The organism is Cypionkella sinensis, assembly GCF_042646385.1.
Classification (GTDB): Bacteria; Pseudomonadota; Alphaproteobacteria; order Rhodobacterales; family Rhodobacteraceae; genus Cypionkella; species Cypionkella sinensis.
Window position 1 is genome coordinate 424,568 of record NZ_JBHRTO010000001.1, and the last position, 24,500, is coordinate 449,067.

The following is a 24,500-nucleotide window of genomic DNA, read 5'->3' on the forward strand; positions in this document are numbered from 1 at the left end:
ATTGCCTCATGCCAGCCGGATACGGGGGTTCAGGAACACATAGCCGATGTCGGAGATCAGTTGCGTGACCAGAACGACAAGAACCGCGACCACCGAACAGCCCAGAAGCAGGTCGATGTCATTGTTGCCGGCGGCTTGCACCAGCGTCCAGCCGAAGCCTTTGTAGTTGAACAGCGCCTCGGTGATCACCACGCCGTTCAGAAGCCAGGGAAACTGCAACATGATCACGGTAAAAGGGGCGATCAGCGCGTTGCGCAGCGCATGTTTCATCACCACGTCACGAAAGCGCACGCCTTTCAGCCGCGCAGTGCGGATGTATTGCTGCGTCATCACCTCGGTCATGCTGGCACGGGTCATCCGGGCGATATAGCCGATGCCATAAAGCGCGATGGTCAGCACCGGCAGCGCGAAGTTCCAGAAGGTGATCTTGTCCATTGCGCTGGTTGCGGTGCCCAGAAACAGCGTCTTGCTGCTGATCCAGCCCCATTCGTGCAACAGCGGCGAAATGCCTGCGGTGGCGCTGGCAAAGATTGCCACCAGAATGACGCCAGAGACATATTCCGGCGTGGCGGTGGTGGCGATGGCAACGATCGACAGGCTGCGGTCCAGCCTTGATCCTTCGCGCATCCCCGACAGCACGCCCATGATCAGCGAGACGGGGACCATGACGATCATCACCCACATCATCAGCCAACCCGTCGAGCCAAGCTTTTGCAGCACCGATTCCAGCACGGGTTTCTTGAACACGGTGGAAAAGCCCCACTCGCCCTGAAACACGCCGCAATAGGTGGCGGCAGTGGCGGGGTCCTGATTGTTCTGAATGCAGCGCCCGCGCGTCACACCCTTGTCATCGGTCAGCTTCCAGCCGGGGGCGATGCCAAGCCATTGCGCATAGCGGCCAAACACTGATCCACCGTGGCCGTTGTTCTCGATCCACGAAGCCACCGCCTGATCGGTCATCCGCACCGAACCTTCGGTCCGGGCCAGCTTTTCAAGGTTCGGCGGCAGGTTGGTCAGATAGAACACTACGAAGGTCAGCGCCAGCGCAGTCAAGACCATGACGCCCAAGCGCCTTGCCACGAATTTCAACATGTATGGTTCCCCTATGCGCCCAAGAGATGGTCGCCGACTGTGCGTTGTAAGCTACGTTCAGTCATTGGCAGATGAGGTCCGGGCACGTTCGCGCCCGGACCAGATGTCGGCTTATGCCACCGACCATTTGTAGTGGTGATGCTCGAACGACGGATGCATCTCGACGTTGACACCTTCCTTGGCGTGGCGGAACAGCGAGCGCCAGTAGGGCTGGATGATGTAGCCTTCGTCTTGCAGGATCGTTTCCAGCGTCACCATGACTTCGCGGCGGGCGTCAGCGTTGTCCAAGGCCAGCGCTTTGGTCATTGCCGCGTCGAAGTCCGGGTTTGCCATGCCCGACTCGTTCCACGAACCGGTCGAAGTATAGGCCAGCGACATGTTCTGCACGGCCAGCGGACGGTGGTTCCAGGTGGTCGAAGAGAACGGGTATTTCTGCCAGTCGTTCCAGAAGGTCGAACCCGGCATCACGGTGCGCTTGACGGTGGCACCAGCGTCCCGCAGTTGTGCTGCAACGGCATCGGTGGTGGCGGCTTCAAAGCCGTCGTCCAGCGAGATGATCTCGAATTCTGCCTTGTCCAGACCAGCGGCCTTCAATGCGGGCATCAGGCCAGCCGGATCAATCACTTGCGCCGGGATCTTGGCGTATTCCGGGTGGATCGGGCAGGCATGGTGGTTTTCTGCAGTGGTGCCCAGACCGTTATAGCCCAGCTCCAACACAACTTTCGGATCGACGGCTTTCTGGATCGCCTGACGCACGGATTTCTCTTTGTAGAGATCGCCGTTGGCCGAGTTCATCCGCACCACGATGGTCGAAGCGGTGACGGCTTCGATTTTCTTCCAGCCCAGACCATCCATCTGCTCGATGAAGTCGCCGGTGGTCTCGTAGTTGGTGTCGATCTCGTCCGACCCGGCCAGCTGCACCATGGCAGACGGGTCGGTGCCGAAGTCGATGTAGTGGATTTCGTCCAGCGGAGCAGTGCCACCCCACCAGGTATGGTTCGGTGCGCGCACCAGCACGACCTTTTGGCCGACAGCAACTTCCTGCGGGATGTAAGGCCCGGTGCCGATGGCGTTGGTCGAAGGGTCAGAGCCGTCGACGTAAGACGAATGCACAACTGCCGCAGGGTAGTCGGCAAGGTTCGCCACAACGGCGATATCCGATTGCGACATCGCCAGTTTGACGGTCGCGTCATCCACCTTCACCACCGCGCCATCGCGCAGGCGGTTGACCATGACTGCAGCGCCAGCCTCGTCTTTCTTGTCGGTGCCGTCGGCGTTTTTCGCAGCCACCGATTCCACCAGACCCGCAAAGCGCGAGGCCATCGCGTTGCCATCGACCGAACCATCGGTCCAACGGGTGAACATCCGCACCACGTCATCAGCGGTGAAGGCGTCGCCGTTGTTCCACTTGACGCCCTGACGCACTTTCAGCGTGTATTCGGTGGCGTCCGCATTGGCTTCCCAAGAGTCCAGCAGGCGGCCTTCGAAGGTGCCGTCGGCATTGTACTGGATCAGGTATTCCAGCCAGCCGCGATAGATGTTGGCGATCTGCGGCCAGTCAGCGGTGCGCGGGTCTTTCTGCGCTTTCACTTCCATGGCGCAACGGATGACGCCGCCAACCTTGGCATCTTGTGCCTTTGCAGGGGCAGACAGGCCCAGCAGGCCATAAGCCGCCGCGGCAGAGACGCCCAAAGCGGTGGTGCGCGACAAGAACTCACGACGGCTCAGCTTGCCATCCTGAACTTCTTGCGCGTGCATGTAAGCAGCCGGGTGCAAATTGCGCTCGGTGGTGCGGGTATCGGTCATCGGTATCTCCCTGTAAGGCTGACGCCTTTACGTTTTTTGGCCGTTTTTAATATGGCGATGCGCTGCAACCGATGCGGCTTTTGGCGGCCCCTCCCCACGACGGGCAACCGAAACTTCCGCAACGGCATGAATGCGTCTCACGCCCCTATTCGGCACCTTTTCGGCCCATCCGTCAACGGCTGGATTCGCCCTTGCGTATGACGTTAGCGACATTGTGACGACGTATTCAATGTTCAAATCGCTGCAAATTGCAGCATGTCCGCGGCATACCATTGTGTGCGATGAAATCCGCCCGCCACGGAACCTTATCCGCCATCGCGGACGAATCGTTTCGGTAGCGACAAGTTTCCTTTCAAAGCCGTCGATTCGACTAAACCGCGCGGCGGAAGGCGCTGGGCGATACGCCGGTCAGATGCTGGAACGCGCGGGTGAAATAGGCGGGCGAGGTAAAGCCAAGGCTGGTCCCGATCTGGCCAATCGCCATGTCGGTTTCCGCCAGCAGTTTGCGCGCCTCAAAGATCCGGCGATCTTGCAGAAGATCAATCGCCGAACGTCCGCAAGTCTCGCGGCAGCAGCGCGTCAGATGCGTCGCCGTCACCCCCAGATCGCAGGCAAGCTCGCCCACGCCCTTGCCACGCCGGAACTCTTTCTCCAGATGCGCGGTATAGCGCGCGACCAGCCGCTTGGCGGCATCCGGGCGAGGGGCTTCCGCGGCGGCCTTGCTGACCTGCCGCTCGATCCACACCCCGAGCAGCCCCAGATAGTGCCGCGTGGCACGGTCATGCGCGGGCGTGTCGCTGTCCATCTCACGTTGGATCATGTCCAGCGTGACATTCACCTCTTGTTGCGCATGCACTTCGCGGATGCGCAGATGTTGCGGCTCGGACGGCAGGGTGACGGTAGAGTTTTTTCCGAAAAACACCGCCGTGCCAAAGACTTGCGGGCCGACCTCAAAGCCGTGCATCACCCCCGGCGGAATGTAGATCGCGTTGTTTGCGGTATAGCCGCGGGTCTGGCCCGCGATGGTGATGCGGCCCTGACCCTTGGTAAACCACAGAAAACAGCCCTCGGACAAAGACCGCATCGCCTCCACCCGCCAACGCCCGCCCGCCGCAAGTCGCGGAATGGCGATCAGCCGCATTTGGTCGGTATCAGGACCGGATTTGACGGTTTGGGTCTTCATGGTGCACTGCCTGCTTTTGTATTTTTCCAACATGTAACCGAGGCTTGCAACACAACCCAAGCGAAAAGATGGCAAGCTTGGGAAGTTATCCACAGGGGGTGCAGAAACCTGTGGGAAACCCTGTGGATGCTCAGGGCAGGGCGATCTCGCGCCAAAGCTTCATGCGCGAGCGGAACCAAGTGCGTTGCCGCTTGGCATATTGGCGGCTGGCCAGCGTCGCGGCCTCGGTGGCTTCGGCCAGACTGATCTCGCCGCGCAAATGCGCCACCAGCTCCGGCGCGCCGATGGCCTTAGCCCAAGGCTGATCGGGCTGCCAATGGGGCAGGGCAGCACGCACCTCGTCCAGCGCCCCCTCGGCCAGCATGTTTGTAAACCGCCGCGCGATTCGGGCGTCCAGCCAGCCGACTTCCGGGCGGATCACCAGCGCCTCTGTCGCCGCCACCGGTAAAATCGCAGGCCCGGTCGCATCTTGCCACGCCGCGAGCCCGCGACCAGTGGTCGTTTGCACCTCCCAAGCCCGCTGCACCCGTGCGGGGTTCAACGGGTCGATCCGCGCTGCCGTCGCCAAATCCAACTCCGCCAACAGCGCCGCAATCCCCTCGTCGGCCAAACGCGAATCCGCCAGCGCCCGCACCTCAGGCGGTGTCGCCGGTATCTCGCTCAATCCTTCTGTCAGCGCGCTGAAATACAGCCCGGTGCCACCCACAATCACCACGGGCCTGTCAAGATAGCCCCGCACCTCGCGCAGCCAATGCCCCACCGAATAGGCCTGATCGCGCGCCACATGGCCATAAAGCGCATGCGGCGCCTGCGCCTCATCCGCCACGCTGGGACGTGCCGACAACACCCGCCAGCAGCTATACACCTGCAAAGCATCGGCATTGACGATCATGCGGCCATCCCGCGCCGCCAATTCCAGCGCCAAGGCCGATTTGCCGCTCGCCGTCGGCCCGGCGATCAACACCGGGGCTTCCCGCGAAACGGCCTTCAGATCAAACGTCACGCCTTGCCTTTCATCTGTCCTTAAATATCCCGGGGGTGCGGGGGCTGGCCCCCGCCCTTGGGCGATCACCCCCCAAACCTGCGCGCAATGTCGCTTCCCCCGTTGAACCTGCAACGGTTTTGCGACATTTTGCGCGCCAGTCAATCCATAGCCATTCAAGGATCTCCCCATGTCGCAACCCGGCGAGCCAAAAGTGACCTACAATCGGGTCATGCTGAAAATCTCCGGTGAGGCGCTGATGGGCGATCAGGGCTTTGGCCTGCACCCGCCCACCGTGCAACGCATTGCGCAAGAGGTGAAATCCGTGCGCGATCTTGGTGTCGAGATCTGCATGGTGATCGGCGGCGGCAACATCTTCCGCGGCCTTGCAGGGTCGGCGCAGGGGATGGAGCGCACCACCGCCGACTATATGGGCATGCTCGCCACCGTGATGAACGCGCTTGCCATGCAATCGGCGCTCGAATCCATCGGCGTGTTCACCCGGGTGATCTCCGCCATCCCGATGGATCAGGTGTGCGAGCCCTATATCCGCCGCCGCGCCGTCCGCCATCTTGAGAAGAAACGCGTCTGCATCTTCGCCGCAGGCACCGGCAACCCCTATTTCACCACCGACACCGCAGCCACCCTGCGCGCCAATGAAATGGCCTGTCAGGCGATCTTCAAAGGCACCAAGGTCGATGGCGTCTACGACAAAGACCCGAAGAAATTCGCCGATGCCAAACGCTATGACAAGGTCAGCTATGACGAGGTGCTGCAAAAGCATCTGGGCGTGATGGATGCCTCGGCGATTGCGTTGGCGCGCGACAACAACCTGCCGATCATCGTGTTCAGCCTGGACGAACCCGGTGGCTTCAAAGGCATTCTGGCCGGGCAGGGCACCTATACTCAAGTGCATGGCTGAACCGGGGCTGACCCGACAGCCGTAGGGCGGGCTTCACCCCGCCATAGCCCTAACCCCCTATACCTGCCAAACCACTTGCTGTTATAGAACAGCAAAAGCCCTGCCACTTTGGGCCGAAGACACGAAGGATACCCAATGTCGGACGATCTCGAAATTGACCTCGACGCGATCCAGCGCCGGATGGATGGCGCGATGAATGCGCTGAAAACCGAATTCGCCTCGCTGCGCACCGGCCGCGCCTCGGCCTCGATTGTCGAACCGATCATGGTCGATGCCTATGGCTCGATGACCCCGATCAACCAGCTTGGCACCGTCAACGTGCCCGAGCCGCGCATGGTGGTGATCAACGTCTGGGACAAAGGCATGATCCAGAAGGTCGAAAAGGCCATCCGCGAAAGCGGCATCGGCATCAACCCCGTCACCGATGGCCCGCTGATCCGCCTGCCGATCCCCGAGTTGAACGAGGAACGCCGCAAGCAACTGACCAAGGTTGCCGCAGGCTATGCCGAAAGCGCCAAGGTCGCGATCCGCAACGTCCGTCGCGACGGAATGGATCAGATCAAAAAGGCTAAGACCGCCGGCATGGGCGAAGATGACCAGAAGATGTGGTCGGACGAGGTGCAGGAACTTACCGACAAAGCCATCGCAGCCGTTGATCGCGCGCTGGAATCCAAACAAGCCGAGATCATGCAGGTCTAGTATCTGACGCGCAGCCCCCCTGCGCGCCAGAGTTTCGCGAAGATTTTCCTCTGCCCAATAGTGCGGGCACATCAATCGGGTAGGGCGTGGTCCTTGGGCGATAAATCCGACACAAAGACCCCGCGCGACGCGGCCCATGTCGCCATCATCATGGATGGCAACGGGCGTTGGGCGACCAATCGCGGTTGGCCGCGCCTTGTCGGCCACCGCAAGGGTGCCGAGCGCGTCAAGCAGATCGTCCGCGCCGCCCCCGAAATCGGCATCCAGTGGCTGACGATCTACGCCTTTTCGACCGAGAACTGGAAACGCTCGACCGAGGAAGTCCTTGGCCTGATGTCGATCTTCGCCCGCTATATTGAGCGTGAGGCGGATCGTCTGGCCGCCGACGGCGTGCGGATGCGCTTTATCGGCGACCGCTCCAAACTCGACGCAAAACTGCAACGGCTGATGACGGGGATTGAGGCGCGCACGGCCAATCTCACCCGCCTCAATCTGACCGTGGCGATCAACTACGGTGGCCGCGATGAAATCACCCGCACCATTCGCCACTTGGCGGCTGAGGCCGCCGCTGGCCGTATCGACCCGGCCCAGATCAATGATGCGCTGATCAGCCAACACCTTGATACCGCCAATATCCCCGACCCAGACCTCGTGATCCGCACCAGCGGCGAGACCCGGACCTCGAACTTCCTGCCCTGGCAGGCCGCCTATGCTGAATACGAATTCACGCCAACGCTTTGGCCCGATTTCACCATCGACGAACTGGTGGCCATCCTGGCCCGCTTTGGCCATCGTGACCGCCGCTTCGGCGGCGTGGCCTCCGCATGAAGGCGGCTGCACAATGGGGCGATTTGCGCCCGCGCGTGCTGTCGGCACTGGTTATGCTGGCAGTAGGCGCGATTGAAATCTGGCTGGGCGGCTGGTGGTTTCTGATCCTGATCACCTTGCTGACTTCGGTGATGATCTGGGAACTGGCCCGTCTGTCTCAGCCGAAAGATCCCCGTATCGCCCTTGCCATCGCCGCCTTGGCCGCACTTTGCCTGATCGCCGATGAAGGCTGGCCGTCGCTGTCGGCATGGATCGTGTTTCCCCTCGTGCCCTTGGCCTTCATGGCCACCCCGCGCCGCCAGCAAAAGGCCGTTACCGCGATTTCCATTGCGGTCATGGTCGCAGGCCATGGCCTGTTCGTGCTGCGCGATGAGGCTGGCACCGTTGCCTTCCTCTGGCTGCTCGGCGTGGTGATCGTCTCAGATGTGATGGGCTACTTTGCCGGGCGCTTGCTCGGCGGCCCAAAATTCTGGCCCGCGATCAGCCCGAAGAAAACCTGGTCCGGCACCATTGCAGGCTGGATCGGCGCGGCAATCTTGGGCGCAGGTTTTGTCGCCGCAGGCCATGGCACGCTTTGGCTGATCCTGCTGTCACCCGTGGTCGCCTTTGCGGGCCAGATGGGCGACATTGCCGAAAGCTGGCTGAAACGCCGGGTTGGCGCGAAAGACAGCTCTAACCTGATCCCCGGCCACGGCGGCGTGCTGGATCGGTTTGACGCATTGACCGGGGCGATGGTGCTGGTGATGCTGCTGACGCGGGCATTTGAATTGCCGATTGGAGGCTAGATGCGTTCCGTCTCGGTTTTTGGTGCCACGGGTTCGGTGGGTGAAAGCACCTATGATCTGCTGATCCGCGAAGGCGGGCCAGAGGTGTATCGCACGGTTGCCCTGACCGGCGGGCGCAATGTGGCGCGGCTGGCCGAGATGGCCGTGGCGCTGCGCGCAGAAATCGCCGTCACCGCCTTTGACGATTGCCTTGAACCCTTGCGCGATGCCCTCGCAGGCACCGGCATTGCCGTCGCCGCTGGCACCCAAGCGGTGCATGACGCCGCCGACCGTCCCGCCGATTGGGTGATGAGCGCGATTGTCGGCGCGGCTGGCCTTGTGCCGGGGATGCGCGCCCTGCGCCACGGCGGCAAGCTCGCCTTGGCCAACAAGGAAAGTCTGGTAACGGCGGGGCAGGTGCTGATGGCCACCGCTGCCGCGAATGAGGCGACGGTTCTGCCGGTTGACAGCGAACACTCCGCCATCTTTCAGGCGCTGGTCGGCGAAGACATCTCTGCCGTTGAACGCATCATCCTGACCGCCTCAGGCGGTGCGCTGCGCGACTGGCCGCTGGAGCGGCTGGCAGGTGCCACTATGGCCGAGGCTCTGGCGCACCCGAACTGGTCAATGGGCGCGCGCATCACCATCGATTCTGCTTCCATGTTCAACAAGGCCTTGGAAGTCATTGAAACCCGAGAGTTTTTCGGCGTAGACCCCAATCAGATCGAAGTGATCATCCACCCGGAATCGATCATTCATTCGATGGTCGGCTTCCGCGACGGCGCGGTGATGGCGCATCTTGGCGCGCCCGACATGCGCCACCCGATCGGCTACGCCCTGCACTGGCCGCACCGCCAAAAGCTGCCCGTGGCGCGGCTTGACCTTGCCGCCTTGGGCGGCCTCACCTTCCGCGCCCCGGATGAGGCCCGCTTCCCCGCCCTGCGTCTCGCGCGCGAGGTGATGGAGGTCCGCGGTCTTGCCGGTGCCGCGTTCAATGCCGCGAAAGAGGTAGCGTTGGACCATTTCATCGCAGGCGGGCTTGGCTTCATGCAGATGGCGGCGGTGGTCGAGGCTACACTTAACCGTGTTTCGTCCGATTGCAGCCTTGGAAATGCCGCCCTTACCCTTGAGGATGTGCTGCAGATGGACCATTTGGCACGGATAAAGGCCGCCGAGGCGGTAAACTTGGTAAAGGGCAGCTAGCGTGGATTTAAGCAGCATTGCGGCGTCATTGGGCGGTGCGGTTTGGTCGGGCCTGTTCTTCATCGTCGCCGTGGCGGTGATCGTGGCAGTGCATGAATACGGCCATTACATCGTCGGGCGCTGGTCTGGCATCCATGCCGAGGTGTTCTCGTTGGGCTTCGGCCCGGTGATCTATTCCCGCGTTGATAAACGTGGCACCAAATGGCAGATCGCCGCCTTTCCCATTGGTGGCTATGTGAAATTCCTTGGCGACAAGGATGCAGCCTCCTCCACCGATCACACCGCGATTGACGGGCTTTCCGAGTCAGAACGCCGTCACACCATGGCAGGTGCGCCGCTGTGGGCGCGCGCGGCCACGGTTGCAGCAGGCCCGGTGTTCAACTTCATTCTGGCCATCGTGGTGTTCATCGGCATGATCACCTACACCGGCGTCGCCACGGATGTGCCCGTGGTGGGCCGCGTTAACGCCTCGCCCTTTGTCGGCCAAACCTTGCAACCCGGCGACCGGATTGTAGCGCTGAACGGCACAGCTACCCCCGACATCGACAGCTTTGCGAAAACTGCCAACGCGCTGCCGCCTGCCGCGACCGTCACCTACAGCATCGACCGCGACGGTCAGACGCTTGATGTGCAAGGCGCACATCCCTTCCTGCCCTTGGTGGGTGCGGTGATGCCGCGCAATGCCGGGGGCGATGCGGGTATTCAGGTTGGCGACGTGATCTTGCAGGTCGGCGATACCCCCGTGACCGCCTTCAGCCAACTGCCCGCGCTGGTCGAGGCCACCCAGGGCGCGCCCATCGCCCTGAAAATCTGGCGCGATGGTCAAATCATCGACCTCACCCTGTCGCCCAACCGCCGCGATCTGCCGAAAGACGGCGGCGGCTTTGAAACCCGTTGGATGATTGGCCTGTCGGGCGGCATGTTGTTTGAACCGCAAACCCGCCAACCCGGCCCGTGGGAGACCGTGACGCTGGCCGTCAATCAGGCATGGCTCACCGCCCAATCCTCGCTCTCGGGCCTGTGGCACATTATCACCGGCCAGATCAGCACCTGCAACCTCTCTGGCCCCGTCGGCATGGCCGAAGTGATGGGCGACGCCGCCCGTCAGGGCCCCGAGCAGTTCATCGGCTATCTCGGCATGATGTCGCTGGGCATCGGCCTTTTGAACCTGTTCCCGATCCCGGTGCTGGACGGCGGCCATCTCGTGTTCTTCGCCTACGAGGCCGTGTTCCGCCGCAAGCCGAACCCCGCGGTGATGAATGTGCTGATGCTGATCGGTCTGATGGCCGTTCTCAGCTTCATGTTCTTCGCCTTGGGCAATGATTTCACCTGCAAATAACGCCCCAAGCCATAGTGCTGCCACATTCACGGCGTAGATTTTCCGCATCAATTGGTGCGGAAAGGGCATGACCATGCAAGCTGTGATGAAAAGCTACAAAGGCCTGTCGCTTCTGGTCTGGCTGAACTGGGATCGCCTGTTCACCGTGGGCACCGTCATCGTCGGCCTTTTGGCGGGGGCCTTTCTGGGTACGGCGCTGACACAGCCCTGATCCGGCCCGAGAATATCGACCAATTGTTTACGATTTTGCCAGCCATCCTTTTGACATTGCTTGCGGTTACAGGTAGTCAGATGCACAGGATTTAGTGCATTCAGGAGCGGCTTATGCGGGAAACAGCAAGCGCAGGTATCACGCGCAAGGGTAAGTTCCGTGGCTTTGTGCGCCCGACACTCGTTGCAATTCTGCTTTCCAGCGCAATGGTTTCCGAACCGTTCCTCACGCTTGCTCAGGCGCAGACCTACAGCTTCACCAACGTGGCGGTTGAGGGCAACGCGCGCGTCGATGCAGCCACCATCCTGAAATACGCGGGAATCGCCCGCGGTCAGTCGCTGGCTGCCGGACAGCTCAATGACGCCTATCAACGCATTTTCGCTTCCGGCTTGTTCGAAACTGTTGATCTTGTGCCACAGGGCAGCACCCTGTTGATCAAGGTCAAAGAACTGCCGATGCTGAATGTCGTCGATTTTCAGGGCAACAAGCTGGTCAAAGACGAAAAGCTGACAGAACTGGTCAAATCAAAATCGCGGCTGGTCTATAATCCGGCCCAGGCCGAGGCTGATGCCGCGCAAATCGCCGAAGCCTACCGCGTGCAGGGCCGCCTTGCGGCCACGGTCGACCCAAAGATCATCCGCCGTTCCGACAATCGCGTCGATCTGGTGTTTGAAATCACCGAAGGCAAAGTTGTTGAAAACGAAGGTATTTCTTTTGTCGGCAACCGCGCCTTCAGCGACCGCCGCCTCAAGCAGGTGCTGCAAACCAAGCAAGCGGGCTTCCTGCGCCAGTTGATCAAGGCTGATACTTTCGTGCCGGAGCGCCTGGAAGTCGACAAGCAGATGCTGCGCGATTTCTACCTGTCGCGTGGCTATATCGACGTGCAAGTCGTTGACGCCACTGGCCAACTTTCCCGCGAACGCGATGCGACCTTCGTGACCTACACGGTCAAAGAGGGGCAAAGCTGGAAGATCGGCAACGTCAGCACCGTGTCCGAAGTTGAAGGTGTCGATGCAGCCGAATTTGCCGCTGTGCAAAAGATGCGCTCGGGCGTCACCTATTCGCCGTCGATTATTGAGAACAACATCGCCCGGATGGAAAATCTGGCTTTGCGCAAGGGACTGAACTTTGTCAGCGTAGAGCCGCGCCTTGTCCGTAACGAGCGTAACCAGACGCTTGACGTGGAATATGTGATCAAGCGCGGTGATAAGGTTTTCGTCGAACGCATTGATATTGAAGGCAATACCACGACGCTCGACCAAGTGGTCCGCCGTCAGTTCCGCACCGTTGAAGGCGACCCCTTCAACCCGCGCGAAATCCGTCAGGCAGCCGAGCGTATCCGCGCTTTGGGCTTTTTCACCGATGCTAAGGTTGACGCCAAACCCGGCAGCAACCCTGATGAAGTCGTCGTCAACGTCGATGTGGAAGAAAAGCCCACCGGCTCGCTCAGCTTGGGCGCGAGTTTCGGCACCCAATCTGGCCTTGGTTTGAATGTCGGCTTCTCGGAAACCAACTTCCTCGGGCGGGGGCAGGCGTTCTCGGTGAACATTGCCACCGCTTCCGATACCAAAGACAGCGGGATTTCCTTTGTTGAACCGGCGCTTCTTGGCCGCGATCTCAAGCTGAAATTTGGCTTGACCTATAACGAAACCAACAACGCCAGCGCACTCTACGACACCCGCTCTATCGCGTTCACCACGGGGTTGGAGTTTCCAATTGCCGAGCAGTCGCGGCTGGAACTGCGTTTCAAAGCGTTCCAAGACACGATCAGCAACGTAACCTCCACAGCGCCGCTGCTGATCGCAGAGGATGCCCGCGGCAGCGAAACCGGCTCGGGCTTGGGGTATATCTATACCTTCGACAACCGCGTGACGGGCCTTAACCCGAAAAGCAGCCTGTTGTTCCGCTTCGGGCAGGATTTTGTCGGTCTGGGCGGGGATGCGAAATTTGTGGAAACCACCGCTCTGGCAGTGGCGGAAACCAAGGTGTTCAACGAAGACGTGACGCTGCGGGCGATCTTTGAAGGCGGCGCTGTCAACAGCTTTGGCGGCTATGATACCCGCGTGACAGACCGCTATTTCGGCAATGGCAAGATCCGGGGCTTTGACACCAACGGCATCGGCCCGCGCGACGCATCTGGCGATGCTCTGGGCGGCAACTTCTATGCTACCGTCAAGCTAGAGGCTGAATTCCCGCTGGGCCTGCCGGAAGAATACGGCATCACCGGTGGTGTGTTTGCCGACATGGGGTCGGTTTGGGGCTTGGACAACCCGGGTGCTGTTGACGACAGCGCGCATCTGCGTGCGGCTGTCGGCGTCTCGGTGCTGTGGACCACGCCGATCGGCCCGTTGCGGTTCAACTTCTCGAACGCGGTCAAGAAAGAAAGCTATGACGAAGAGCAAAGCTTCGATCTGACCATCGCGACGAAATTCTGATGCAGCGGCAGGCGGCGGGGCTGATCACGGCACTGCTGCTTGCGGTTTGCCCGCAGGCTTTGCTGGCGCAAAGCGTGGTTGAAAAGACCGCGATCGTGACGCTGGATCAGGATCAGTTGTATCTTGGCACCCAATACGGACGCGCCCTGCAAACCAAGTTTGAGGCCGAGTCCAAGGCGCTTCTCGCCGAAAACCGCAAGATCGACGCCGCACTCGAGGCGGAAGAGCGTGAGTTGACAGATCGCCGTGCGACGATGACCGCGGAAGAGTTCCGGCCATTGGGCGATGCTTTCGATAAGAAAGCCAATGACTTGCGCAAGGCACAGGATGCAAAATCCACCGATCTTGCCAAGTCACGCGATGCCGACCGGCAAGCGTTCTTTCAGGCCGTCGCACCCATATTGGGCGATTACATGGTTGAACGCGGCGCGGTTGCGATCTTGGATAAATCCGCCATCGTCGTCAGCCTTGGCTCCATTGACATAACCAAAGAAGTGATCGCGCGCATCGACGCACGTCTGGGCGATGGCACCACGCCGCCAGCGCCAGTGCTAGCGCCCGAACCCACACCGGCACCCGCGCCCACTCCAGCACCTGAACCAGCGCCTGCCCCCGCACCCTAAGCCCGCCCGCCAATGGCTTGTCTCAGCCAGCGGTTTTCGCTAGTGACATCCCACGCCCCGGCAAGAGGGCCGCACACTCGGAGTTCTCATGACCGACCAGCCCAACGCAGACGCCCCGCAATCCGCAGATCTGTCGCTGATCCAGCGCATCATCCCGCACCGTTATCCCTTCCTGCTGGTCGATAAGGTGCGCGACATCTACATCAACAAATCCTGCGTCGGCATCAAGAACATCACCTTCAACGAGCCGCAGTTCCAAGGCCATTTCCCCGGCATGCCGATCTTCCCCGGCGTGATGATCATCGAGGCGATGGCGCAGACCTCTGGCATCCTCGTTGGCCTGTCGATGGATCTGGTCGACAAGAACGCCACCGTGTTCTTCATGGGCGTCGATGCGGTGAAATTCCGCCGCAAGGTTGTCCCCGGCGATGCGCTGGAACTGCACGTCACCGCCCTGCGCGGCGGCGGTCGGGTGTGGAAATTCGCCGGTCGCGCCATGGTCGATGGCGAACTGGCCTGCGAAGCCGAATTCATGGCGATGTTCGACGTCCCGAAGAAAGCCTGATCATGGCGATCCACGGTACAGCCCTTGTCCACCCCTCTGCCTTCGTCGAGGAGGGCGCCACCATTGGCCCCGATTGCTTCATCGGCCCCTTCGCGCTGATCGGCCCCGAGGTGACGTTGCACAAGGGTGTCACGGTGAAATCGCACGCCGTGGTGACAGGCTGGACCGAGATCGGCGACGACACCACCATCTTCCCCTTCGCCTGCGTCGGCGAAGTGCCGCAAGATCTGAAATTCAAGGGTGAGCGCACAAGGCTGATCGTCGGCAAACGCTGCAAGATCCGCGAGGGTGCCACCCTGAACACCGGCACCGAGGGCGGCGGCGGCATCACCCGCGTCGGCGATGATTGCCTGCTGATGACCGGCGCGCATATCGGCCACGACGCGCAACTTGGCAACCGCATCGTGCTGGCCAATCAGGTCGCCATCGCGGGCCATTGCCACATCGGCGATGATGTCATCGTCGGCGGACTGTCGGGCATCCACCAATGGGTGCGCGTGGGGCAGGGCGCGATCATTGGTGCCGTCACGATGGTGACGAATGATGTGCTGCCCTACGGCCTTGTCCAAGGCCCGCGCGGCGTGCTCGATGGTTTGAACCTCGTTGGCCTGAAACGCCGCGGCGTGGATCGCGCCGACATCACTGCCATGCGTGCGGCCTTTCAGATGCTGGCACAGGGCGAGGGCAGCTTTCTGGACCGCGCCCGCCGTCTGGCCGAGGAAACCGACAGTCCATATGTGCGCGAGATGACTGACTTCATCCTCTCGGCAACCGACCGCTCGTTCCTGACCCCGAAATGAGCCGGCTTGCCATCATCGCAGGGCAGGGCGCTTTGCCTGCCGCCTTGGCGGCAAGCCTGCCAGAGCCGCCCTTCGTCTGCGCTTTGGATGGCTTCACCCCCACCGGCCTGGATGTCGATCAGGTGTTCCGCGTCGAACGCCTCGCACTGTTCCTGCGCCTGCTGGAAGATCAGGGCACCACCCGCATCGCCTTTGCCGGGGCGGTGCAGCGCCCGCGCCTTGACCCCTCGCTGTTCGATCCGCAGACCGCGCAAATGGTGCCGCGCCTGCTCGCCGCGATGGCGCAGGGCGACGATGCCACACTGCGCGAGGTGATTGCGATTTTCGAGGAAGCGGGTTTTGAGGTGGTGGGCGTTGAATCCATCGCCCCCGCGCTCCTCCCACAAGCCGCTGTTCTGGCAGGCGAAATCAACGCACAGCACGAAACCGACGCCACCCGCGCCGCAGCCATCACCGCCGCCCTTGGGGCTGTCGATGTCGGTCAAGGCTGCGTCGTAGCAAATGGCCTCTGCCTCGCGGTTGAGGCGCTGCCCGGCACTGATGCGATGCTGAAAAGCCTCGCTGCCATTCCCGCCAGCTTGCGCCCGAAAGGCGGCTTGTTCTACAAATCGGCCAAACCGGGGCAAGACCGCCGCATTGATCTGCCCACCATCGGCCCCGACACCCTGCGCCTCGCCGCCGAGGCGGGCCTTGCCGGTGTGGTTTTCGAAGCTGGCTCGGTGATCTGCCTCGATCTGCCGCAAATGATCGCCTTTGCCCAAGCGCAGAACCTGCTGCTATGGGCGCGCTAACCACGCATCTGCACTGCCCGACTGCATTGGAAGGTGCTTTTGCACCTGACATCTCGCGCCGCTGCCGCATTGCCCCCGGAGGCCCAAAGCCTCCGGGCAGCGCCTGCCCTGCCCATGGCAGGCGCTTCTCGCCCGCCAGGTCAGGCGCTGCCCTCTGCCATCGCGTGCGGATGCGGTTTACCCAGACGTTCCCACATAACCGGGGTCGATCCTCCACCGGAGGATCAACTGCTCCCGGCCAAATCATGGTCAGCACATGACAGCGCTCACCCTCTACCTTATCGCAGGCGAGCCCTCTGGCGACCGCCTCGGCGCCGCCCTGATGGCGGGGCTGAAAACCCTGCACCCCAACGTGACCTTCCAAGGCATCGGCGGCCCCTTGATGCAAGCCGAAGGGCTGCAAAGCCTGTTCCCGATGGAGGAACTCTCGATCATGGGGCTGGCTGAAGTGCTGCCGAAATACCTCCACCTCAAACGCCGCATCCGCGAGACTGCCGCTGCCGCACTGGCCACCCAGCCCAATGCGCTGATCACCATCGACTCCCCCGATTTCTGCCTGCGCGTGGCCAAAATTGTCAAAACCGCCCAGCCAACCCTGCGCACCATCCACTACGTCGCACCCTCGGTCTGGGCTTGGCGCCCCGGCCGCGCCGCGAAAATGGCCAAGGTGATCGACCACGTTCTCGCCCTCTTGCCGTTCGAGCCGCCCTATATGACCGCCGCCGGGATGAGCTGCGATTTCGTCGGCCACCCTGTTGTCGCCGAACCCCTCGCCACCCCCGCCGAAATCGCGCGCCTCGCAGGCAGCAGTCCGCTGATCCTCACACTCCCCGGCTCGCGCCGTGGCGAAGTCAGCCGCCTTGCCCCGGTGATCGGCGAAACCCTCGCCCTGATCAAAGCCAAGCACCCCCAGGCCCGCGTCGCCCTTCCCACCGTGCGCGGCGTGGAACCACTGGTCCGCGATCTGACCGCGACCTGGCCGATCCAACCGCAGATCATCACCGACCCCGCCCTGAAACGCGCAGCCTTCGCCAGCGCCGATGTCGCCATCGCCGCATCCGGCACCGTCAGCCTTGAACTCGCTGCCAACAGCTGCCCGATGGTGATCGCCTATGACATGCATCCGCTCACCCTCTGGCTGATGCGCCGCGCAGCACTGATCGACACGGTCACGCTGGTCAACCTCGTGTCGGACAGCCGCGTGGTGCCAGAGTTCATCGGCGAGAACTGCCGCGCAGAAAACATCGCGCCCGCTGTGCTAAGCCTGCTCGAAAACCCGCATTCGCAAACCGCAGCCATGCACCTTACCATGCAGCGCTTGGGGCAGGGCGGCGAGCCACCCGGCCTGCGGGCGGCAAGATCAGTGCTCGCCGTGCTGCCAGATCGCTAAACTTTATCTAAAATGCTTCATCTTGGCTAAAATACTCCCGCCGGAGGCTCCCAAGGTGAATGGCAGAAGCCTCCGGCGGGAGTATTTTAGCCAAGATGAAGCCCGGCCCCGCTGAAGCCGGATCGCGCCAAAGTGTTAAAAGTCTGTTAAACTGGCAGGGTCAAGCCATTGAAAACAAACGGCTCAAAAAGGTCCCGAGTTGGGACCGTCACTTGCCCCGCCAAATCCAGCCGCCGCCGAACACCCGACTGCCCTCGGGCGCGTAGAACACGCAAGCCTGTCCGGGCGAGATGCCATCTTCCGGGTCGAGCAGTTCCACCGTCGCCTCGGTCGCCGATATCGGGCGCACCACTGCAGGCCGCGGCGGTCGGGTCGAGCGGACCTTGACGTTCAGATGCCACTCATCCCGGCTGTCAAACGCCGCATCCCCCAGCCAGTTGATCTCGCGCAGCGGCACCACCCGCGTTGACAGCGCCTCTTTCGGCCCGACGATCACCTGCCGCAGGGCAGGGTCCAGCTTGACCACATAGAGCGGATCGCCCAACCCCCCGATCCCCAGCCCCTTGCGCTGCCCGATCGTATAATGAATGACCCCGCGATGCTGCCCCAACACGCGCCCGGTCTGATCGACGATATCGCCCGGATCAGCCGCCCCCGGCCGCAGCTTTTCAATCACCGCCGCATAATTCCCGTTCGGAACGAAGCAAATATCCTGACTGTCCGGCTTATCCGCTACCGACAGCCCATATTTCGCCGCCAGCGCCCGGGTCTCGGCCTTGCTGGCCAAATGCCCCAGCGGGAAGCGCAGGTAATCCAGCTGTTCCTGCGTGGTCGAGAACAGGAAATAGCTTTGATCGCGGTTCGGATCGGTCGCCATATGCAATTCCGAGCCTGCGCCAACCTTGCGCTGGATATAATGCCCCGTCGCCATGCAATCGGCGTTCAGATCCTTTGCCGTCGCCAGCAGATCCTTGAACTTCACCCGCTCATTGCAGCGGATACACGGCACCGGCGTCGCCCCCGCCAGATAGGCGTCAGCGAATTCCTCGATCACCGCCTCGCGGAAGGTGTTCTCATAATCCAGCACGTAATGCGGAAAGCCCATCAACTCCGCCACCCGCGCCGCGTCATGAATGTCGCGCCCCGCGCAGCACGCGCCCTTCTTGGCCAGCGCCGCCCCGTGATCGTAAAGCTGCAAGGTGACGCCCACCACGTCATAGCCTTCCTCGGCCAGTTGCGCCGCCACAACCGAGCTGTCGACCCCGCCAGACATTGCCACAACGACACGGGTTTCAGAAGGCGGCTTGGCGAAACCAAGCGAGTTCAACGGCTGATCAAGCATCGGAAATTCCGGGGAATAGGGCGGCATCAAGGCCAATAGCTCGCAATATAGGAAAATGCGATACAGTCTCAACCCCTCGCTTTACCCTTGTTTAAGGCCGTTCCGCGAAACTGCCCCGACAAGAACGAGGAATCCGCGATGTATCTCAAGAAAGTTGACGGGCCGCGGCAGGTCACGCTGCCGGATGGCAGTATCCTGACCCGCGCCGATCTGCCGCCACCTGACACCCAGCGCTGGGTTGCCAGCCGCAAGGCGGTGGTGGTCAAAGCCGTGATTTACGGCCTGATTTCCGAAGCCGAAGCGTTGGAACGTTATGCGCTGTCGGAAGAGGAATTTGTGCTGTGGCGGCAGGCGGTTGAAACCCATGGCGAAAAAGCCCTGCGCGTCACCACAATTCAAAAGTACCGACAACTTTAGATTGTTTTTGGGAATCTTGCTGTCACAGTAACGTGTAGTTAACCATTGCCCGCCAAAGTCATTAACGAACAAGAGCCTGTGACGGAGCCCCAGAATGCGAATCTTACTGGTTGAGGACGATCCTACCACTTCCCGTAGTATCGAATTGATGCTGACCCACGCCAACTTGAACGTCTATTGCACCGATCTGGGCGAAGACGGCATCGATCTGGCAAAACTTTATGATTACGATTTGATTCTTTTGGACCTCAACCTGCCGGATATGTCCGGGCATGAGGTGCTACGACAGTTGCGGCTGGCACGGATCGAAACGCCAATCCTGATTCTTTCTGGTTCTGATGACACCGAAAACAAGATCAAAGGCTTTGGCTTTGGCGCCGACGACTATCTGACCAAGCCATTCCATCGCGAAGAACTGGTGGCGCGCATCCACGCGATCATCCGCCGTTCAAAAGGCCACAGCCAGTCGATGATCAAGACCGGCCGCGTCAACGTCAACCTCGATGCCAAGACTGTCGATGTCGAAGGCGCGACGGTGCATTTGACAGGCAAAGAATATCAGATGTTGGAGCTCTTGTCGCTGCGCAAGGGCACCACGCTGACCAAAGAGATGTTCCTCAACCACCTCTACGGCGGCATGGATGAGCCGGAGTTGAAGATCATCGACGTGTTCATCTGCAAGCTGCGCAAAAAGCTGGCCGAGGCGACCGGCGGCACCAACTACATCGAAACCGTCTGGGGCCGTGGCTATGTGCTGCGCGATCCCGGCCCGGCTTTGGCAACGCGTCTGGTCGCCAGTGCTTGATCCACGCCACCCCTGACCCCGCCTTGCCCATTTCCCGCCCGCCGCATACTTTAGCCAAAACGGACAGGGGGCGGCGATGGCGGGGGAAGTGGAGCATTTGACCGAGGCGGAAGCACGGGCGGAACTTGCTCGATTGGCCGAGGCGATTGCGGCGGCCAACCGCGCCTATCACACGCTGGACGCGCCAGAAATCTCCGATGCCGAGTTTGACGCGCTGAAACGCCGTAATTTGGCGATAGAGGCGCAGTATCCGGCGCTGAAACGTGCCGATAGCCCGACCGAGCAGGTCGGTGCCGCCGTGGCTGAAGGCTTTGGTAAGGTGCTGCATGATGTGCGGATGCTGTCGCTGGAAAATGCCTTTGCAGACAGTGACATCACCGATTTCGACGACCGCGTGCGCAAGTATCTCGGCACGCAGGCCGCCTTGACCTACACAGCCGAGCCGAAAATCGACGGGCTGTCGCTATCTCTGCGCTATGAACAGGGCGTGCTGGTGCAGGCGGCGACGCGGGGCGATGGCGAGGTCGGCGAAAACGTCACCGAAAACGCCCGCACCATCGCCGATATCCCGCAAAAGCTGGCGGGCGCGCCCGATCTGCTCGAAGTGCGCGGTGAGGTTTATATGAGCCACGCCGATTTCGCCGCCCTGAACCAACGGCAGGCGGCCAAGGGCGACAAGCTTTTCGCCAATCCGCGTAATGCGGCGGCGGGCAGTCTGCGGCAACTCGATGCCCGCGTCACCGCCGCGCGGCCGTTGCGGTTTTTTGCCTATGCCTGGGGCGCATTGTCGGCCCCCTTGGCGCAGACCCAGTTTGATGCCATCGCGCGCTTGCAGCAGTTGGGGTTTCAGACCAATCCGTTGACCGTGCTGTGCGCTGGCCCCGCCGAGATGCTGGCGCAATATCGCCGGATTGAGGCGGATCGCGCCAATCTGCGCTATGACATCGACGGCGTGGTGTACAAGGTGAACGATCTGGGCCTTCAGGCGCGGCTTGGCTTCCGCTCGGCCACGCCACGCTGGGCGATCGCGCATAAATTCGCCGCAGAACTCGCCTGGACCCGGCTTGAGGCGATCGACATTCAAGTCGGCCGCACCGGGGCGCTGTCACCGGTGGCGCGGTTGAAGCCGGTGACGGTGGGCGGCGTCGTGGTCGCCAATGCCACGCTGCACAATGAAGATTACATCGCAGGTCGCGATGCCAAAGGCGCCCCGATCCGCGAGGGGCGCGATATTCGCGTCGGCGATTGGGTGCAGGTGTATCGTGCCGGGGATGTGATCCCCAAAATCGCTGATGTCGATATCTCCCGCCGCCCAGAAGATGCGCAACCCTATGTTTTTCCGCAGATTTGCCCCGAATGTGGCTCGGTCGCGCATCGCGAACCCGGCGATGCCGTGCGCCGCTGCACCGGCGGGCTGATCTGCCCCGCACAAGCGGTCGAGCGGTTGAAGCATTTCGTCTCACGCGCGGCTTTTGACATCGAGGGCCTTGGTGCCAAGCAGATCGAAATGTTCTTCCACGATGCCGATCTGCCGGTGAAAACCCCGGCAGATATCTTCACACTTGCCGCGCGTGATGCCGCGAACGGCCTGAAAAAGCTGAAGAATCGCGATGGCTTTGGCGAGGTTTCAGCCCGAAAGCTTTTCGCTGCGATTGAGGCCAAGCGCAGCATCCCGCTGGATCGGCTGATCTTTGGCCTTGGCATCCGCCACGTGGGCGAGGTCGCGGCTGGCTTGCTCGCGCGGCATTACAACACTTGGGAAAACTTTGAGGCCGCGATCACCCATGCGCAACCGGGCAGCCCGGAATGGGCCGAACTGACGGCGATTGATGGGGTTGGCGGCGTGCTGGCGGGCTCGTTGGTGGCAGCGTTTCAGAATGGGGCCGAGCGTGCCGCGATTGACGATTTGGTGGCGCAACTTTCCGTGCAGCCGGTGCAGGCCCGTGCGCCGGTCGACAGCCCGGTTGCCGGAAAAACCGTGGTATTCACCGGCACGCTGGAGAAAATGACCCGCGCCGAGGCCAAGGCCCGGGCTGAGGCTCTGGGCGCCAAGGTCGCAGGCTCGGTTTCGGCGAAAACCGATCTGCTGATCGCAGGGCCGGGGGCAGGATCAAAGGCGAAAGATGCCGAAAAACATGGAGTTAGGGTGATTGACGAAGATGGCTGGCTTGCCCTGATAGGTCAGGCATGAGCCGCCCGGAAATTCTGTTTCCGCTGTTTGCCGAATTGGAAACCCTCGATGGCGTCGGCCCGAAAACCGCGCAGGTCTTGGCCGCGCTGGGGGTCGCGCGCCCCAAGGATCTGCTGTTTCTGCTGCCACATGCGGCGGTGGATCGCAGCCGCAAGGCCTCGGTCCGCGATGTGGTGCCGCCCTGCACGGTGACGGTTGAGGTTGAGGTGGGCGGCCATCTGCCACCCCGGCAAAAGGGCCGTCCCTATCGCATCTGGGTGCGCGATGCGGCGCTGGAATTTCAACTGGTGTTCTTCCACGCGCGCGGTGACTACCTGCAAAAGCTGTTGCCGACAGGCGCGCGCCGTCTGGTGTCGGGTAAGGTTGAACTCTTTGATAACATTGCGCAAATGGTGCATCCAGAGCATGTTCTTGCACCTGAAGACGCCGCAGAGCTTCCGCTTTTTGAGCCGGTCTATCCGCTCACCGCAGGCGTCACCCAGCGCCAGTTGGCCAAGGCTGTGGGGTCTGCTCTGGCGCGCGCGCCGCTTGTGCCGGAATGGATCGACCCCAATCTGATCGCGCGCGAAGGCTGGCCGGATTGGCGAAAGGCCTTGGGCGAAGCCCATGCCCCGCAGGATCAGGCGGCGTTGGCCTTTACCCATCCTGCCCGGCAACGTCTTGCTTATGATGAACTTTTTGCGCATCAACTGACCCTCGCACTGGCCCGCGCGCATCTGCGCCGCGGCCAAGGCGTCGCAAGTCGGGGCACCGATGCGCTGCGGCGCAAGGTTCTGGCTCATCTGCCCTATGCGCCCACGACGGCGCAGACCCGCGCGGTGGCCGAGATCACGCAAGACATGGCACAGCCGCTGCGGATGAACCGTTTGCTGCAGGGCGATGTCGGCTCAGGCAAGACCCTTGTCGCGTTTCTGGCGCTGCTGACGGCGGTCGAGGCCGGCGGGCAGGGCGTGTTGATGGCCCCGACCGAGATCCTTGCGCGCCAACACCGGGAAGGCTTGCTGCCTTTGGCCGAATCCGCCGGGATACGGCTGGAGATTCTGACCGGGCGCGACAAGGGCGCCGAACGGGCGGCAAAGCTTGCCGCTCTTGCCGACGGGCGTATTCATATCCTGGTCGGCACCCATGCGGTGTTTCAGAAAGATGTGCATTTTCAGGATCTTCGCCTTGCCGTCGTTGATGAACAACACCGCTTTGGCGTGGCGCAACGTATGGAGTTGGGCGCCAAGGGGCAGGCCGCTGACGTGCTGGTGATGACGGCGACGCCGATTCCACGCAGTCTGGCGCTGGCCAGCTACGGCGATATGGATGTCTCGGTGCTGGATGAAAAACCTGCCGGTCGCCAGCCGATCAAGACGGTGATGATCTCTGCCGCGCGGATGGATGAGGTGGTCGGCCACCTTGCGCGCGCGGTGGCCGAGGGGCGGCAGGCCTATTGGGTCTGCCCCTTGGTCGAGGAATCCGAGCTGGTTGATTACGCCAGCGCGGTCGAACGGTTTGAAACCCTGCGCGCCGCGATGGGCGATGTGGTGGGCCTCGTGCATGGCCAGATGCCGGTGGCTGAAAAAGACGCCGCGATGGCGCGGTTTGTGGCGGGGGAAACCAAGATTCTGGTCGCAACCACGGTGATCGAAGTGGGCGTGAACGTGCCCAATGCTTCGATCATGGTGATCGAGCGGGCTGAAATCTTTGGTCTGGCGCAGTTGCACCAGTTGCGCGGCAGGGTCGGGCGCGGGGCTGTGCAATCCACCTGCCTGCTGGTCTATCAACCTCCGCTGTCCGAAGCGGGCGAGCGTCGGCTGAAGGTGATCCGCGACACCGAAGATGGCTTTCGCATCTCGGAAGAAGACCTTGCCATCCGTGGCGCGGGCGATCTGATCGGCACCGCGCAGTCGGGGCTGCCGCGGTTCCGCGTCGCGGATCTCGAGCGGCAATCAGGCCTGATGGCCGTCGCACAATCGGATGCACGGGCTTTGCTGGCGGTGGACCCTGATCTGACCAGCCCACGCGGCAATGCGGCACGAGTGCTTTTGTGGCTGCTGGATCAAGATCGTGCGATAAAACTGATCTCTGTTGGCTGAAACCTCACGATGTTGTGTGTCGGGGGTGGGA

At 61.7% G+C, this 24,500-nt stretch carries 22 protein-coding genes; 17 read left to right on the forward strand and 5 right to left on the reverse strand.

Annotated elements, in window-relative coordinates; translation table 11 throughout:
• Positions 1-6 precede the first annotated feature (6 nt).
• From ACFOGH_RS02105 to miaA, 4 genes are all read right to left on the reverse strand, one after another.
• Entirely contained in the window at positions 7-1,092 is a 1,086-nt protein-coding gene (locus ACFOGH_RS02105) for an ABC transporter permease (RefSeq protein WP_380071398.1), read from the reverse strand.
• A gap of 111 nt (positions 1,093-1,203) precedes the next feature.
• Positions 1,204-2,898 carry an ABC transporter substrate-binding protein gene (locus tag ACFOGH_RS02110; protein WP_380071399.1) on the reverse strand — a complete coding sequence of 565 codons (1,695 nt, stop codon included), beginning with the start codon at positions 2,896-2,898 and terminating at the stop codon, positions 1,204-1,206.
• A gap of 370 nt (positions 2,899-3,268) precedes the next feature.
• Positions 3,269-4,081: an AraC family transcriptional regulator gene (locus ACFOGH_RS02115; protein WP_380071400.1), complete on the reverse strand. Its 813-nt coding sequence runs from the start codon at positions 4,079-4,081 to the stop codon at positions 3,269-3,271.
• Positions 4,082-4,211: 130 nt separating this feature from the next.
• Positions 4,212-5,084, reverse strand: coding sequence for a tRNA (adenosine(37)-N6)-dimethylallyltransferase MiaA (gene miaA / locus ACFOGH_RS02120; RefSeq protein WP_380071401.1), 873 nt, complete (start codon positions 5,082-5,084; stop codon positions 4,212-4,214).
• Positions 5,085-5,253: 169 nt separating this feature from the next.
• Between miaA and pyrH the strand changes: the two genes are divergently transcribed.
• The 13 genes from pyrH (at position 5,254) to lpxB (ending at position 17,633) form a co-directional block, all read left to right on the forward strand.
• Positions 5,254-5,985, forward strand: coding sequence for a UMP kinase (gene pyrH, locus ACFOGH_RS02125; protein ID WP_380071402.1), 732 nt, complete (start codon positions 5,254-5,256; stop codon positions 5,983-5,985).
• Positions 5,986-6,120: 135 nt separating this feature from the next.
• Entirely contained in the window at positions 6,121-6,684 is a 564-nt protein-coding gene (frr, locus tag ACFOGH_RS02130; protein ID WP_380071403.1) for a ribosome recycling factor, read from the forward strand.
• Positions 6,685-6,834: 150 nt separating this feature from the next.
• Positions 6,835-7,512 (forward strand): polyprenyl diphosphate synthase, encoded by a 678-nt coding sequence (gene uppS, locus ACFOGH_RS02135; RefSeq protein WP_380073949.1) that lies wholly within the window; start codon positions 6,835-6,837, stop codon positions 7,510-7,512.
• Positions 7,509-8,297 (forward strand): phosphatidate cytidylyltransferase, encoded by a 789-nt coding sequence (locus tag ACFOGH_RS02140; RefSeq protein WP_380071404.1) that lies wholly within the window; start codon positions 7,509-7,511, stop codon positions 8,295-8,297. The genes uppS and ACFOGH_RS02140 overlap by 4 nt, the downstream gene beginning before the upstream one ends.
• A complete protein-coding gene (gene dxr, locus ACFOGH_RS02145) occupies positions 8,298-9,479 on the forward strand; it encodes a 1-deoxy-D-xylulose-5-phosphate reductoisomerase (protein WP_380071405.1) in 1,182 nt (393 codons plus the stop codon). It begins immediately after the preceding gene.
• 1 nt (position 9,480) lies between these two features.
• Complete coding sequence (rseP, locus tag ACFOGH_RS02150; RefSeq protein WP_380071406.1) at positions 9,481-10,818, forward strand: RIP metalloprotease RseP; 1,338 nt, start codon at positions 9,481-9,483, stop codon at positions 10,816-10,818.
• A gap of 67 nt (positions 10,819-10,885) precedes the next feature.
• Positions 10,886-11,029: a hypothetical protein gene (locus ACFOGH_RS02155; RefSeq protein WP_380071407.1), complete on the forward strand. Its 144-nt coding sequence runs from the start codon at positions 10,886-10,888 to the stop codon at positions 11,027-11,029.
• A 113-nt stretch (positions 11,030-11,142) separates the two neighbouring features.
• Positions 11,143-13,464 (forward strand): outer membrane protein assembly factor BamA, encoded by a 2,322-nt coding sequence (gene bamA, locus ACFOGH_RS02160; RefSeq protein WP_380071408.1) that lies wholly within the window; start codon positions 11,143-11,145, stop codon positions 13,462-13,464.
• Positions 13,464-14,087: an OmpH family outer membrane protein gene (locus tag ACFOGH_RS02165; protein ID WP_380071409.1), complete on the forward strand. Its 624-nt coding sequence runs from the start codon at positions 13,464-13,466 to the stop codon at positions 14,085-14,087. The genes bamA and ACFOGH_RS02165 overlap by 1 nt, the downstream gene beginning before the upstream one ends.
• Positions 14,088-14,175: 88 nt before the next feature.
• A complete protein-coding gene (gene fabZ, locus ACFOGH_RS02170) occupies positions 14,176-14,652 on the forward strand; it encodes a 3-hydroxyacyl-ACP dehydratase FabZ (protein WP_380071410.1) in 477 nt (158 codons plus the stop codon).
• A 2-nt stretch (positions 14,653-14,654) separates the two neighbouring features.
• Entirely contained in the window at positions 14,655-15,452 is a 798-nt protein-coding gene (gene lpxA, locus ACFOGH_RS02175) for an acyl-ACP--UDP-N-acetylglucosamine O-acyltransferase (RefSeq protein WP_380071411.1), read from the forward strand.
• Positions 15,449-16,243, forward strand: a complete 795-nt coding sequence (locus tag ACFOGH_RS02180) for an LpxI family protein (protein ID WP_380071412.1) — start codon at positions 15,449-15,451, stop codon at positions 16,241-16,243. The genes lpxA and ACFOGH_RS02180 overlap by 4 nt, the downstream gene beginning before the upstream one ends.
• 256 nt (positions 16,244-16,499) lie before the next feature.
• The gene (gene lpxB, locus ACFOGH_RS02185; protein ID WP_380071413.1) at positions 16,500-17,633 is read left to right on the forward strand and encodes a lipid-A-disaccharide synthase; all 1,134 of its coding nucleotides are present in this window, start codon (positions 16,500-16,502) and stop codon (positions 17,631-17,633) included.
• Between the two features lie 208 nt (positions 17,634-17,841).
• Here lpxB and mnmA read toward each other — a convergent pair whose 3' ends face one another.
• On the reverse strand, positions 17,842-18,975 hold the full coding sequence (gene mnmA / locus ACFOGH_RS02190) for a tRNA 2-thiouridine(34) synthase MnmA (RefSeq protein WP_380073950.1): 1,134 nt from the start codon (positions 18,973-18,975) through the stop codon (positions 17,842-17,844).
• A gap of 138 nt (positions 18,976-19,113) precedes the next feature.
• Between mnmA and sciP the strand changes: the two genes are divergently transcribed.
• The 4 genes from sciP to recG all read left to right on the forward strand — a co-directional run bounded on the left by sciP (position 19,114) and on the right by recG (position 24,469).
• A complete protein-coding gene (gene sciP / locus ACFOGH_RS02195; protein ID WP_380071414.1) occupies positions 19,114-19,392 on the forward strand; it encodes a CtrA inhibitor SciP in 279 nt (92 codons plus the stop codon).
• Positions 19,393-19,486: 94 nt separating this feature from the next.
• Positions 19,487-20,197: a response regulator transcription factor CtrA gene (gene ctrA, locus ACFOGH_RS02200; protein WP_380071415.1), complete on the forward strand. Its 711-nt coding sequence runs from the start codon at positions 19,487-19,489 to the stop codon at positions 20,195-20,197.
• 76 nt (positions 20,198-20,273) lie between these two features.
• Complete coding sequence (gene ligA, locus ACFOGH_RS02205; protein ID WP_380071416.1) at positions 20,274-22,388, forward strand: NAD-dependent DNA ligase LigA; 2,115 nt, start codon at positions 20,274-20,276, stop codon at positions 22,386-22,388.
• Entirely contained in the window at positions 22,385-24,469 is a 2,085-nt protein-coding gene (gene recG, locus ACFOGH_RS02210) for an ATP-dependent DNA helicase RecG (protein WP_380071417.1), read from the forward strand. Before ligA ends, recG begins: the two co-directional genes overlap by 4 nt.
• The last annotated feature ends 31 nt before the right edge of the window (positions 24,470-24,500 follow it).